Origin of the sequence: Paenarthrobacter sp. AMU7 (assembly GCF_041200195.1) — a bacterium.
In the GTDB taxonomy this organism is placed as follows: domain Bacteria; phylum Actinomycetota; class Actinomycetes; order Actinomycetales; family Micrococcaceae; genus Arthrobacter.
On record NZ_CP165735.1, the window covers coordinates 961573 to 975687 of the forward strand.

11 protein-coding genes and 2 pseudogenes are annotated in these 14115 nt (G+C 61.2%); 12 read left to right on the top strand and 1 reads right to left on the bottom strand.

Going from position 1 to position 14115, the window contains the following annotated elements; all coding sequences use genetic code 11:
• The first annotated feature begins 34 nt into the window (after positions 1-34).
• The 5 genes and pseudogenes from ABQM86_RS04555 to ABQM86_RS04575 all read left to right on the top strand — a co-directional run.
• Positions 35-442, top strand: a complete 408-nt coding sequence (locus tag ABQM86_RS04555; protein ID WP_280626706.1) for a hypothetical protein — start codon at positions 35-37, stop codon at positions 440-442.
• A gap of 170 nt (positions 443-612) precedes the next feature.
• A complete protein-coding gene (locus ABQM86_RS04560) occupies positions 613-6210 on the top strand; it encodes a DUF6531 domain-containing protein (RefSeq protein ID WP_369746033.1) in 5598 nt (1865 codons plus the stop codon).
• A 15-nt stretch (positions 6211-6225) separates the two neighbouring features.
• Positions 6226-6642 carry a hypothetical protein gene (locus ABQM86_RS04565; RefSeq protein WP_207596280.1) on the top strand — a complete coding sequence of 139 codons (417 nt, stop codon included), beginning with the start codon at positions 6226-6228 and terminating at the stop codon, positions 6640-6642.
• 150 nt (positions 6643-6792) lie between these two features.
• Positions 6793-7089, top strand: a complete 297-nt coding sequence (locus tag ABQM86_RS04570) for a hypothetical protein (RefSeq protein ID WP_369746034.1) — start codon at positions 6793-6795, stop codon at positions 7087-7089.
• Positions 7016-7201, top strand: a pseudogene (locus ABQM86_RS04575) (hypothetical protein); the annotation flags it as partial. The gene ABQM86_RS04570 and the pseudogene ABQM86_RS04575, both read left to right, overlap by 74 nt.
• A 29-nt stretch (positions 7202-7230) precedes the next feature.
• On the opposite strand, the gene ABQM86_RS04580 reads toward ABQM86_RS04575, so the two are convergent.
• The gene (locus ABQM86_RS04580; protein WP_369746711.1) at positions 7231-7470 is read right to left on the bottom strand and encodes a hypothetical protein; all 240 of its coding nucleotides are present in this window, start codon (positions 7468-7470) and stop codon (positions 7231-7233) included.
• Between the two features lie 122 nt (positions 7471-7592).
• Here ABQM86_RS04580 and ABQM86_RS04585 point away from each other — a divergent pair, with 122 nt between their 5' ends.
• The 7 genes and pseudogenes from ABQM86_RS04585 (at position 7593) to ABQM86_RS04615 (ending at position 13265) form a co-directional block, all read left to right on the top strand.
• Entirely contained in the window at positions 7593-8726 is a 1134-nt protein-coding gene (locus ABQM86_RS04585; protein WP_369746035.1) for an RHS repeat-associated core domain-containing protein, read from the top strand.
• Positions 8727-9107, top strand: coding sequence for a hypothetical protein (locus ABQM86_RS04590; RefSeq protein WP_280626714.1), 381 nt, complete (start codon positions 8727-8729; stop codon positions 9105-9107).
• 304 nt (positions 9108-9411) lie between these two features.
• The gene (locus tag ABQM86_RS04595) at positions 9412-9816 is read left to right on the top strand and encodes a hypothetical protein (protein ID WP_157731599.1); all 405 of its coding nucleotides are present in this window, start codon (positions 9412-9414) and stop codon (positions 9814-9816) included.
• A 92-nt stretch (positions 9817-9908) separates the two neighbouring features.
• Positions 9909-10154, top strand: coding sequence for an NINE protein (locus ABQM86_RS04600; protein ID WP_089593720.1), 246 nt, complete (start codon positions 9909-9911; stop codon positions 10152-10154).
• A gap of 65 nt (positions 10155-10219) precedes the next feature.
• Positions 10220-10369, top strand: a pseudogene (locus ABQM86_RS04605) (RHS repeat-associated core domain-containing protein); the annotation flags it as partial.
• Between the two features lie 147 nt (positions 10370-10516).
• The gene (locus tag ABQM86_RS04610; RefSeq protein ID WP_242703525.1) at positions 10517-11368 is read left to right on the top strand and encodes a hypothetical protein; all 852 of its coding nucleotides are present in this window, start codon (positions 10517-10519) and stop codon (positions 11366-11368) included.
• Between the two features lie 1342 nt (positions 11369-12710).
• Positions 12711-13265 (top strand): DUF805 domain-containing protein, encoded by a 555-nt coding sequence (locus ABQM86_RS04615; RefSeq protein WP_369746036.1) that lies wholly within the window; start codon positions 12711-12713, stop codon positions 13263-13265.
• Positions 13266-14115: the final 850 nt, after the last annotated feature.

Below are 14115 nucleotides of genomic sequence, written 5' to 3' on the forward strand. Positions count from 1 at the left end.
GTGCGGGGCACCGCCCGCAGTTCACGAACGAATCATGTTTTTCGAACTTTGTTTGTCTGTTTGTTGGATTTATTCGGTGGTGTTGGTAGTTTGTGGGTGTTTGGTTGCCTGGGTTTTTTGGCTTGGGTGTTGCGATTGTTCTTATTGGGAGGAAAGTTCTATGTCGCGTGTGTTGTCTACTGAGCAAGCCAAGGCTGCTATTGGTCAGGTGCAGTCGATTATTACTGGTGGGTTTACGGATCAGATTTCGGCGTTGGATGCGCAGGGTCGTGTGTTGTCGGATCCGAATGTGTGGGATGGGCCGTTGGCTGCTGAGTTCCGTGGTTCGACGTGGCCGGAGACGAAGGCTGCGTTGGATAAGGCCAAGGAAGAGCTGGAGCAGTTGCGCGGTCAGTTGCAGAAGATTTCGCAGGATATTTTCTCTGCCGGTGGCGGGGCCTGATTCCTTCTTTGCTGTGAGTGTGGGGGCCGGGTGATCGTGCCGCTTTAGTGCGGTGTGGTTGCCCGGCCGTTCCGCTGTGGTCTGGTGGCGCCGGGTTTGTTGGTTGTGGTGCCGGGTTTTGTGGGTTGTTGGGTTTTGTTCGCGTTCTTGTTCTGTTGGGGGCTGTGGTTGTGACCGAGTTCGTTGAGATGCCGTTGTTGCCGGATTCCGATGCTGGCCATGGTGGCCGGTTTGTGTATGGGGTTGCCGAGTCGGTGAAGGGTGCTTTTGAGTCCGCAGCGTCGCGGGTCCAGGAGCATTCGGGCTCGCGGACGCCGTTGGTGACCTCGGCGGGGGAGGATTTCTGGGGGCATTTTTCGGAGGTGTTCGCGGCGAACGCGGCTACGGCGTCCCGGGACGCGGAGTCCCTGGCCGCGGCGTTACGGACGGTGGCCGGGTATGTGGGGACGATGATTTCGGAGGCGCGGGACGAGGATGACCGGCGCCGGGAGAACAACGAGTGGGTGCGGCGGCATAACAACCGCAACTGGCTCGAAGAGGGCTGGGACAACCTTTGGGGTGAGGAGGCCCGTCCGAATATGGAGCCCGGCAGTGCGCCGTCGTTCCCTTCGGAGTCTCCGGCGTCGGGGCGGCGGGAGACCCCGGGCCCGGGTGGCGGGTACGGGGGCGGGACGTCCTCGGCCCGTCCGGAGTCGTTGCGGAGTTTCGCTGCGGGTTCCCGTGGCCTGGATGACGGGATCGCGTCGGTGCCGGGGTCCTTGGAGTCGGAGTTGTCTTCGTTCGCGGACCGGTGCGGGTGGGGCCGGATCGACGCCGCTGGTGTGGTGACGGCGTTCCGGGAGTATTTGCGGTTGAACGAGGCGGACGCGGCGTGGGCGGTGGTGGTCGCGGACGCGTTCGCTGCCGCCGGCAGCGAGGGCGCGGTCTCGACCCTCTCGGACGCGGCGGTGAACGAGGCACTGGCCGCGGCCGGGGTCTCGGCGAACCGGACGGGCCTGGTCATTGACCCGCCCACCGCGGCCGGGGCGATGCCCTCGTCCGGGTATGCGAATGATCCGGTGAACACGGCCACGGGTAACTTCATTGAACCCGAAACAGATCTTGGGTTCGCCGGGGCCAGCTCGGACCTGGTTCTCACCCGGATGTATAACTCCCTCGGTTCCGGCCTGGACGCTGTTGGGGTGTTTGGTCCTGGGTGGGCCTCGGTGTTGGATCAGCACCTGGTCATGTCCGATGAGGGTTGCCGGTGGGTGATGGCTGACGGCCGGGCGGTGGACTTCCCCCGCGAGGGTGCAGGCTGGGCCCGTGCGGTCGGGGAGAATTACTGGCTCACCCGCGAAGATGCCGGCACACCGTGGTTGGCGGAGCTGTCCTCGGTCCCTACAGGTGTCTCCGAGGTGTTGGTCGTGACCGATAACCAGGGCGGTTGGTGGGCTTACACGACCGCCGGGGTGTGGCTCGGTACCGGGGCAGGGCCCGGCCGGACCATCTCCGCCCACCGCGAAGCCGCGGCTGCACCCGATACGGAGACTGCGGTCGATGGTGGTGGGTTGGGGGCGGTTGACCGGTTGGTGCATGTGCGGGGCCGGTTTGTGGAGATCGATTACGTTGACGGTGTTGTCGGGGTGGTGCGGGGTTCGGATGGGCGCCGGGTTGAGTACGGGTACGACGCCGAGGGCCGCCTGGTCACCGTCGGCACGGAGACCGGCACCCGTACGTATGGGTGGAACGAGCAGGGCCTGATCGGTTCGGTGGTCTCTGCTGCGGGTGTGGTGGAGGCCGAAAACACGTATGACGAGACCGGCCGTGTCATCATGCAGGTCACACAGCATGGGCGGCGGACGCGGTTCGCGTATTTACCGGGCCGGGTCACGGTGGTTTCGGATGAGGACGGGTCCCGGTCGAATTCGTGGGTTGCTGATTCCAAGGGCCGCTTGGTGGGGGTGTTGGATGCGGAGGACCGGCGCCAGTCCATGGCTTATGACGCGCATTCGAATCTGGTGTCTTTGACTGAGCGGGACGGTGCGGTCACGGTCCACGGCTATGACGCCCGCGGCCGGAAGATCCGCACCGTGACTCCGGAAGGCGCGGACCTGACGTATGGGTGGGATGAGCAGGACCGTATCACCACCTTGGTCACCGCATCCGGTGCCGTCGTGGCCTATGAGTACGCCGATGATCTGTCCCGGGACCCCTCTGTGGTGGTGGATCCGTTGGGTGGCCGGACCGAACTGGTATGGCGGGACGGGCTCCTGACCCAGGTCACAGACCCGGTCGGGGTCACTATTGGTTTTGAGTACGACGGGTTCGGGGACCTGATCGGAACCCGTAACGCAGCCGGCGACACCGCCCGGATCATCCGGGACCGGGCGGGTCGTCCGGTGACGGCGTTGAGCCCGTCGGGGGCTGAGACCCGGTTCAGTTACGACGCTGCCGGGGTGTTGGTGCGTCGGGTGGATCCGGACGGGGCGGTGTGGGCGTTCGAGCACGACGCCGCGGGCCGGACCACCGTAATGGTTGCCCCTGATGGGGGCCGGACGGTGTTCGAGTACGCACCCAACGGTGAACTGTCCCGCACCACCGACCCGCTGGGCCGCAGTATCGAGCGGGTGGTTGATGAGCTCGGGAACCTCTCCGCGGCGGTGTTGCCGGACGGGGGCAGGTGGGGGTTCACCCATGACAACCTCTCCCGGCTCATCGCAGTAACGGACCCGGGCGGGCATGACTGGGTGAGGGAGTACGACACGGTCGGTGCCCTGACTGCCGTCGTTGATCCGACCGGTGTCCGGACCGGAGCGGTCACGGACCGGTCCAACGGGACGGCGTCCCTGACCGATGCGTTCGCCACGAATACTTACAGTTTTGATGAGTACGGCCGCCCCACGAAAATCGAATCTGTCGACGGGTCCGCGGAGCTGGTGTCTTACGACGGTGCGGGGAACCCGGTTGAGTTGGTCGATGGTGAGGGCGGGTTGACGGTCCTGGGCCGCGACGCTGCCGGGAAGATCACCTCGATCACCTCCCCCACAGGGGCGGTGACCCGGTTCGAATACGACCACTGCGGCCGACCCTTCCGCAGTATCGACCCGGTCGGGGCCGTCACGGAACTGTCCTACAACCCGGACCAGCGCCTCACCGCGAGGAGACTGCCGACCGGGGAGGTCGAAACCTTCGCCTACGACGCGTGTGGGCGGTTGACCGCGAGGCATACGCCGGGGGAGGGGACGGCCCGGTACGGGTATGACAAGGTCGGGCGGCTGAGCTTCTCCCAGGATTCCTGGTACGGGACCCGCCGCTTTGAATACAACCTTGCCGGGGAGTTAGTGTCCACGACGAACGGGGTGGGGGGCAGGACCGGGTTCGAGTACGACACCCGCGGCCGCCTCACTAAGATCACCGACCCTTTGGGTGGGGTGACCACCCGGACGTATACGGCCACGGACAAGGTCGATAGTGTGACGGACCCGCTCGGCAGGGCCACCACGGCGACGTATGATCCGGCGGGCCGGCAGTTGTCGCAAACGGACCCTGACGGGCGCACGACCACCTGGACCTACGACGCTGCCGGCCGGGAAGCGACCACCGCGGTGGACGGGACACTGCTTGCCGCCATCGAACGCGACCTGGCGGGCCGACGGGTGGTCATCACGGACCACACGGGTGGGGCGGGGTATGCGGTGGAGCACGAACTGTGCTTTGACCGCCGCGGCCTCCTCACCCGAAAGTCCAACGGGAACGGGACGCAGGCGCTGGGGTGGGAGTACGACGGTGACGGGAACCGGATCGGGTTCACCGACCCCACCGGGACCACCACCCGCTACACCCGCGACCCCGCCGGGCGGGTTGTGAAGGTCTCGAACCCGTTGCTCGGGGACGCCACCTTCACCCACGACCCCTCCGGGCGCATCGTTTCGGCGACCGCCGGGAACTACACCCAGGAATGGGTCTACCGGGACGGGGACCTTGCAGAACACATCCGAACCACCACCGATGACCCAGGAACAGCTGATGTGACCCTGATTGGCCGGGAGGACGGCGGCAGGATCACTGGCCTGTCCCGGGGCGGGGTCACCACCCGGTACGGGTACGACACCGCCGGGCAACTGACCTCCGCCACCACCACCACCACAGAAACAGGAACCACCGCGAAGGTGGTGGGGTGGGAGTACGACGCCGGTGGGCGGCTTCTCCGCGAAACCACCCCCACCGGGGCCCGAACGTTTGAGTACGACGCCGCAGGCCAGCTCCTAACTGTGACGGAACCTGACGGTGCGGTCACCGAGTACGTGTATGACGGGTTGGGCCGACGGGTCAGGGTGATCGGGGCGGACGGGTCCTGGACCGAATATGCCTGGGGCCCCATCGGCTACCTCACCGGAACCATCGAGAAGGACCGGGACGGGGCCGAGGTGTCCCGGCACCGGCTCCACGTCGACGCGCTCGGTGAACTTGCCACCGTGGACGGGACATCGTTGTGGTGGGACACCGCCGCGCCCGTGCCGACCCTGGCCGGTGCCAACACCACCCAGGTGTTGTCCTTGCCCGGTGGGGTCACCGGCATCGGAGACGCGTGGACCGCGCCCGGGTGGCGTACCGCCCGCCCCACCGACCAACACGACCCCTGGGCCGTCCTCGGCACCCCCACCACCCCACACCCCACCACAACAACCAACGCAGGTGCAGGAGTAAGCTCCGCTGGTGGGTTGGCTAGTGTGTTGCCTGCCGGTATCGCGCTGACGGCAGGTGGCGGGATCGACGTCGCCGGGCTCGAATGGCTCGGCCGGCGCGCCTATGACCCGGCCACCCGGGGGTTCCTCTCCACCGACCCGCTCGCTCCGGTCCTGGGCGCGGGCTGGGACGGGAACCCCTATTCCTACGCCGGGAACAACCCCCTGAACACCACTGACCCCACTGGCTTGCGGCCCCTGACCGACGCTGACCTGAAAGCCTACGACGGCTCCTCCCGCGGCGCGTTCGCCGCAGCCGGGGACTGGTGGAAAGACAACTGGGAGTACGTCGCTGCCGGGGCCGCGATCGCCGTGGGTGTGGGGCTGATGTTCACCGGTGTTGGAGGACCAGTTGGAATGGCCCTCGTCGGAGCGGCTGCGGGCGCGCTGACATCGGGCGGAGCTTCAGTGATCGTGCAGAAGGCTTCTTCTGGAAAAGTCGACATGGGAAAGGTATGGCAGGATGCCGCCATTGGCGCTGTCGGCGGTGGGTTTGGCGGGGCCGCGGGCGGTCTGCTGGCACGTGCTGCGAACGCGACTCGAGTGGCGACATCCATGGGCTCAACGTCGTCTCTCGTGACGAGGGCAAACACAGTGCTGGGAAGCACGACCGTTCGGAGCACCTTGTCAGCCGGTGTGGGCGGGTCGGGTAGCAACGTCGTGGCTTATGCCCTTGACGATAAAGAAGATCAGACGATCGGAGGGTACCTCGCCACGGCCGGAACCGGATTCTTGACCGGCGCTGGGGGATCCTGGGTTGTCGGCAAGGCGGGAGCCGCATGGGCTGATGACGTGGCTGCGCGCTTGCCCAATTGGACAGGCCCAATCTCCAGAGGCTCTCACAGCGGCGCACCCTACAATTGGGGTTCGGTCGTGACTGAGCAGGTGGTCAATCGGATCGGTGGTGGAATTGTGGGTGCAGTCAACACAGAGCTGCAGCCGGGTACTGCTACCACGGATGACCTCGTAAATGGAGCCGTTCAAGGATTTGCCAACGGTGCAACAGGCCCACTGAGCGGACGTCGTTCAAGTGGTTGGTGAGGAACAGGAAAATGGATGTCGAAGAACAATATCGATGCTTCAGAACAGCAGAACCCCAACCGCAGATCTAAGCGGTTCTGGAAGCTTACGGGAGTCCTTATCCTGGTAGCTGGTTTATTCGTTCTGCTTATTCCCACTTGGGATTCGATTGCAGTTGAAAGCATTCGTTGCAAGGTAGTTTCTGCATCGCCGAATACGAATTCAGGGGGCTCCAGAGGCTCCGCCTCGAGCGCTGGCGTTTTAGTCGAAACGTCGAACTGCGGAACGATTTCCATATCGCAAGGTATAACTTTTGAAAATCAACAGGAAATTTCTTCTTCTTTCGAAATTGGCAAAGATTATGAGTTTGATATTGGCTGGTTCTCTCGTGTTGTCATGAAGGACCTTAGGAGCGGCATTCCGTCGGCTCACGACTATCGATTGGTGCGCTGACCTCGGCCGCGGGGGGAGTTGTTGGCTGTGCGCTGGGCAAGAAAATTTCCGAAGCAACTGAAATTTGAGGAAGTGCTTTGGCTTGCTGCTAGCGCTGGAGCTTAGCTCACGTCTCCGTGGGGGCCCAGCGGCTCGATTTCTCTGTCTAGGGTGATAAGAAAAGAAACCAGAAGCAACAGCCTGCATCCTGACGGGCGCACGACCACGTGGACCTACGACACTGCGGGCCGGGAAGCGACCACCGCGGTGGACGGTGCATTGATCGCCGCCATCGAACGCGACCCAACCCGTCGCCGGGTGGTCATCACGGACCACTGCCGGGCAACTGGTCTCCGCCACCACCGACAGCCACAACGTGTCGGCGTCGGCGTCGGTGTTGGGGTGGGAGTACGACGCCGGTGGGCGGCTTCTCCGCGAAACCACCCCCACCGGGGCCCGAACGTTTGAGTACGACGCCGCAGGCCAGCTCCTAACTGTGACGGAACCTGACGGTGCGGTCACCGAGTACGTGTATGACGGGTTGGGCCGACGGGTCAGGGTGATCGGGGCGGACGGGTCCTGGACCGAATATGCCTGGGGCCCCATCGGCTACCTCACCGGAACCATCGAGAAGGACCGGGACGGGGCCGAGGTGTCCCGGCACCGGCTCCACGTCGACGCGCTCGGTGAACTTGCCACCGTGGACGGGACATCGTTGTGGTGGGACACCGCCGCGCCCGTGCCGACCCTGGCCGGTGCCAACACCACCCAGGTGTTGTCCTTGCCCGGCGGGGTCACCGGCACAGGCGCGGCGTGGACCGCGCCGGGGTGGCGTACCGCCCGCCCCACCGACCAACACGACCCCTGGGCCGTCCTCGGAACCCCCACCACCCCCACCCCCGGGCAGTCCCACAACAAACGGTGCCGGGCTGGCTGGTGCCGGTGCTGGTGCGGGTTTGGGTGCCGGTGGTGTGTTGCCAGCCGGTATCGCCCTGACCGCTGGTGGCGGGATCGACATCGCCGGACTCGAATGGCTCGGCAAACGCGCCTACGACCCGGCTACCCGGGGCTTCCTTTCCACCGACCCTCTCGCCCCTGTCCTGGGCGCGGGCTGGGACGGGAACCCCTACTCCTACGCCGGGAACAACCCACTCAACACTTCTGACCCCACTGGCTTGCGGCCGCTCACCGACGCTGACCTGAAAGCCTACGACGGCTCCTCCCGCGGCGCCATCGCCGCAGCAGGCGACTGGCTCGGAGACAACTGGGAATACGTCGTCGGAGGGGCCGCTGTGGTCGGCGGGGCCGTGCTGATGTTCGTCCCCGGCGGCCAAGTCGCGGGCATGGGACTGATGAGCTTCGGCGCCGACGTAGTCATCCAAAAAGCAACCACCGGCCAAGTCAACTGGGGCCAAGCAGCCATCTCCGGCGGCCTCGGCATAATCGGCGGCGGAGTCGGGGTTGCCATTACTAAAACTGCTTCGCATATTGTTGGGAAAGTGGTGGCACAGCAGGCTGCGCGAAGCATGGCTTCAAACGCGACTTCGACACTGACCCGTGGGACAGGAAATGCCGCCGTCATCGCGCGGAGATTCGGTGCAGGTGTGATGAAAGACATGGTCGGGAGCGGGGCGTCAGGCAGTGTAGTTGGGGCGATAGATTACCTCCGCGAGCGCGTTCAGAAAGGAGGTCCTTGGACGGCCCAAGGACTGTTAGGGAGCGTTGCCGGAGGCGCCGCCACAAACGTTATCAGCGGGGCCCTTGGCCCTGCAGCGGGCCATGCTGCCACCAAGAGCCTCCAGTATGGTTCGACCCTTGGCATCAATATCGGCGCTGGATTCGCAGGCGAAATGGTGAAGAGTGGTGTGAACGGGGAAGCCTTCGACCCGCTAAAGTCCGGAGTGTCATCTGTGATGGCGGGTACAGGGTCTTCCACTCTGGCATCGCTGCGTGGCAAAATTCCGCAGGGTTACGGGGATCTTATCGGACCAAATACACCTTCCCCGATAAAGTACTTCAACTGGGGCAATGTGTTCACTGAGGCTGCTAATGGAGGGATAGGAACCGGTGCAAACTTTTACACGGATGAGATGTGGCCAAAATAGATGAAGAAGAATGAATCAGGTAATAAAACCCTAAGTGTCCGGGCCATTCCGGAGTGGTATTATTGGACTGGGGTTGTGGTTCCGGGAATTCTTGTGCTGATCCTGTGCGTCAACAGAACGGAAGAGTTCGGAATATCTGTATGGGTTGCTAACTTTATTGTTCTTATCCTCTGTGCCATAGCTGTTGGTTGCGTAACATATTGGAAATCAAATATTGCCGCCGCGCTATCGTTTGGTGCCGCGATCGTCTTAGGAAGTTTAGCCTTCGCTGGGCTTTCCCATGTCATTCCGGTGGCTGCGTTGACTGGGGGCGCATTATGGACGGGGTGCCCTCTGGGATTATTGATTGGACTGACATTGACTGCTGGTGAACGACGATAGGTGGGCGCTCGGACAAGGGGCTGGACGGAGGTTGCAATGGATGATGGTCCTGGTGGACAGGACATGCTTTCGGGAAATAGCTCACTGCTTGGCCCTACGTTTCTGGCCAAGCTACGGCGTCATCGGTGGAGTGCTGGTTTCCGGCATCAACCAGGACGCGGCCTGCCGCTGTGCGGTCACTAGTGATTGCACCTGGTAGGGCTGGGCGCGTTGTGAGGTGTGAGCTGTGCTTTGACCGGAGTAGCTGGGGACGCAAGTCTTAGGCTTGTTGGTATCGACGTTTAATGAGCTGGGAGGGGCCGTGGTGAATGATCCGGTAGATCCCAAATTGAGGAGCGATGTTCCGCAGCGGGAATTAGTAAGTGAAATTGCCTGGAAGTCGAAAAAGACATGCGTCTATATAGACGTAATTTGTATTGTCGGCTTTATTATTTGCCTTGGTGTTTCGATATTTGTCGTTGTGAATGTTCCCATTGATACCGGGATCATCTATTATGGGAAGCATATACCAATACCTTTTGCTCTTGCTCTACCTGTCGTTGGTCTTTTCCTATTTTGGGCAACGGAACGAGTGTTTAGTGAGAATCGCCCTCGTGAAAAAGCGCGCAAACTGCGCTATATTTCCGGACCAGCAACAATCTTTGTGCTCATTTCCTTTCAGGTGATGTTGGCCATAACAATCCTGCGCGAGGCTGGCAATTTTACATAAACAAGCGCGACAGAACGCGGTAGTCATCGTTGATGGTGGTTGTGAGTGAACGTCACGCCTGACGTGCGCGCCAAGACGCCAACCGACTTCGGTTGGCAAGGCCCGGCAGGCTAGCAGTCAACCGGAAGTCAGCAAATTTCCCATGTCAGTGGTCCAGACAGTCATTTCTAACTCCATGCCTATTGGCCCTCCTTCTCGGTGACTTGGGCGTGGGCCGCTTCTACTTCGGCAAATTTGGCACGGGTATCGCCAAACTGCTGACCCGGCACGCGGCGTATTTAGGTGATAGTAGCTCCGGCGCGTCGGTGAAAGCGGCACGGTTCGTGTCGCCGTCGTAATTCGACCACAGAGCCCGGACCCGGAGCCGGCCGGTATTGCCCTGACCGCTGGTGCCGGGATCGACATCGTCGGACTCAAATGGCTCGGCAAGCGCGCTTACGACCCGGTCACCCGGGGATTCCTCTCCACCGACCCCCTCGCCCCCGTCCTTGGCGCGGGCTGGGACGGCAACCCCTACTCCTACGCCGGAAACAACCCCCTCAACACCACCGACCCCACCGGCCTGCGTCCCCTGACCGATGCTGACCTGAAAGCCTACGACGGCTCCTCCCGGGGCGCCCTCGCAGCGACCGGGGACTGGCTCGGAGACAACTGGGAGTATTTGGCTGGTGGTGCGATGGTGATTGCTGGTGGTGTGTTGATGGCTACCGGTGTTGGTGGGCCGGTTGGTTTGGCCTTGATCGGTGCGGGTGCTGACACGATCATCCAGAAAGCAACCACCGGTTCGGTCAATTGGGGGCAGGTGGCCTTGACGGGTGCCGTTGGCGTGGTTGCAGGGCCGTTGGCTGGGAAGGTCAGCAGCGTTGTGACGGCAGGGCTCGGTCGGGCTGGTACGGCAGTGAGTACGCAGTTGCTTCCTGCGATGGGCCGTGCGGGCTCCGTGGTTGCGTCGGGTGCGGCCAGGGCAGGATCTGCTGTGTCGGCTGTGGGTTCGCGTGTTGGGACTGCGGTCACTGCGGGGGTGTCCCGTGTCAGTGCCGGTGCGGGGAGTTACTTGTCGCAGTTGTCGGCCCAGCAGATGGGCCGGGCGGCACTGACGAATGGGATATCGGGGGGACTAGGCAACACAGGCATGTACCTTGTACAGCGATCACCGAACGAGTGGAAACCCGAGGGCGTCCTCGGAGCTGCAGGTGGCGGTATCGTCAGCGGAGCCATTGGCTCCCAAGCGGGCTATTTAGCCCAACCGCTGACAGGTCGGTTCTCGTCATTCGTTCAATACGGTGTCGGCGCGGGAGGATCACTCGCTGGCGGCTCCGTTGATCATGCGATTCGTGGTGAGGGCTACGGAGCCGCGGAGATGGTCTATGACGGACTGGGCGGGGGGCTGCTTACACGCTTCCCAGGGGCCGCGGAACTGAGTCCCAATCCAGGCTGGATGACTCACAGCATGGCAGCCTACGGCGGAGCGCATGCCGGGGCTATCGTTGAAAGCGTGAAATTTGTGGGCAATGAAGTTGTAAAGCAAGGAACAGGGGCGCCACTGTGGTAGATGATGAGAATGGTGCAAAGGGGAATTCGGAGGCAAAGGATGATTTCACGGATGAAGATCTGCGATTGGGAAGGAAAGCCTGTAGATATATAGACATACTTTGCGTGATTGTCGCATTGCTTGTGTAGGTATTGCAGTGTTTGTTTTCACTCACGTCCCTTGGGATACGCGAATGCCCTACGACGGAAGGTTTGATCGCTCTGGCAATGGGATTCCAATGCAGATGGCCATGCTCATTGTGTTTCTTGTGCTCTTCCTCTTTTGGCGGTCCGGTAGAAAGCCCGATGCGCACCGGATGCGAAAGGGATCTCGCGTCGGGACCTACATTCTAGGAACAGCCATGATCATGGCATGTCTTGCTGGCCAGTGGGTTATGGGTCAGTCCATCCTTACTGCAGGCGGTTACTTCGGAACTTAGTATTTCTTTCCGTTCTGTGGTGGCGTGAATTTTCCGGTCTTGGGTGGAGACGACATCTCGTTGAGGTCGCTTTCCGGGTTTGGCATGGGGCGCGCTGCTGAGTCTGCCTCTACTGCTACGCCGGGAACAATCCCCTCAACACTCCTGACCCGACCGGGTTGCGGGCCCCTGAACGACGCGGACCTGAAAGCAACGACGGCTCATCCCGTGGCGGCCTCGCCGCAGCAGGATGAGTGCTGAAGTATTGAAGGAGCGAGGGGTTTGAGCACAAATGTCGTTGTTGACGAGTTGTGGAAGTGAACTAAGATGATCTCGAAGCAAAGGGTGTATGCGCCAACTAAACGAGTCGCTCCGGAATGGTATTACTGGACCGGGAGCGTTATACCGGGAATTCTCATGCTGGTTCTGTGCGTCAATAGGACTGAAGAGTACGGAATATCCGTTTGGATTGCTAACGCTATTGTCCTTGTTGCTACTGCCCTTGGCATTGGATGTGTGACGTATTGGAAATCCAACTTCGCCGCCACGTTATCGTTTGGTGCCACCATCATCCTAGGCAGCTTAGCCTTCGCAGTTCTTTCCAATGTTATCCCGGTGATTGGCTTGACGGGCGGTGCGCTGTGGACGGGATGCCCTCTCGGCCCATTGATTGGCTTGACGCTGACTGCCGGTGAACATCGTTAGCTTTTAGCTGGTGACTGTGTTTGTGTTCAGTGCACCAGATGGCTTGAGCTGCCAAAAAGGGAGGTTTCGCGGGAAGGTCTAATTTGTGAGGTTTCCACTTCTGATCAGTGGTTATTCGTTCTGCTCATTCAAGTTATCTTCTACGGAAGAGATTATCGGGCGCAGAACGTTTGCGTTCGGAAGATAGTTGTTTGTTGGTTTCTATAGATATTTCTGGGAAGGACATGAAGACAGATGGATATGAAGACTGTTGATCCTGCAGGCGGAGGCGTTGCGGAGGTTAAAGGTTCGGGTGAGCTGGCTGGTCCTCTATATGGAGCGTCGTTTGGTAAGTCGGTGAAGCGGTTCTTTGCCAAGTATGCGAAGTTCGCTGGTCGCGCCTCGCGGAGTGAGTTCTGGTGGAGTCAGCTTTTCGTTTTCCTGGTGATGGTGGTCCCATACCTCGTGATGACTGTCGGGTTCGTGGCCAGTACTGCCTGGGCTCAACAGAACCCTAATGTGCAATCCATGGGTTTCGATCCGGCCACCGGTAAAGAAGTGTTCTATGAGGCCGCTCCTGGTATCGTGAATGCCCCGACTGGAAGCCTCATGGTGGTAGGTTTCATTCTCGTCGTTGTTCTGGGGCTGGCCATTGTGGTGCCTCAGCTGTCGTTGCTTTGGCGGCGTTTGCATGATGCAAATCTTGCGGGTCCGCTTGCGTTCGTTGGGCTTGTTCCGATGGTCGGCGGACTGGCTGTTTTGATTTTGGCGCTTATGCCGTCCAAGGAGGAAGGTCGGCGCTTCGACCCCCGCTGACGGGCGACGGCAGTTCGCAGGGTTACACTGGCGATCGCTCGACGGAACCTACTGGATGGTGCTGGATTAAGTGCATCTGGCTGTTCCGCAAATTGCACCGGAACGCATCGGTCTGGCGCCGTTCACGCAGTGATGAGCCCAGTAAGCATGCTGGAACTAGTACTTAATAGCTGCAAGCAATGAATTGACGAAACCCGAGAGGGAGTATGAGGACTCCTGCTACCTGCCAGAGCCTCTGAAACTTCCGCCTGGGAGCCTTGCCTTCAGAAGGTCTATTTCTATTGGACATCGTCTTCCTGTCACACCGATGTCGAACTCGAACACACTGCCTTTCATGAAAGACGACGCAATCTTCTCTTTATTTTGGAAAGTTACTCCTTGGGACACCGAAATGCTTCCGCAATTAGAAGTCTGCACTAAAACACCGGCAGTAGATGCTGACCCCCTCGATCCGCCTGAACTAGTACGCGGCTCAGCCGAAACCACCTCGCATCGGATACTTTCTACGGCAATGGAGTCCCATACCCGAGCCTGCTGCGCTGATCCTTCAGCAGATTCGCCAGGAAGCCCGCCGGCGAGGGTGGGGCACATACATGCACGGCGATCCTAGCCCGTCGGATGGGAAATTAGCGGAGGGTGCTCACATTCAAATCAGGCCCCCACACATGGTCATTACGGTTAACGTCTCGGAAACGCGCGGGACTGGTTCCGAAAGGCAGAAATACTATGTTCGAACAGACCCGAAGACTCCTGCGTGGATGCGCGACAGGCAGAACACTTTTGTTCCCACGGGTCAGCTTGAAGTCAGTTGGGGTGGTTCCACGGGCGCGCCACTTTCCCTGCCGCGGTT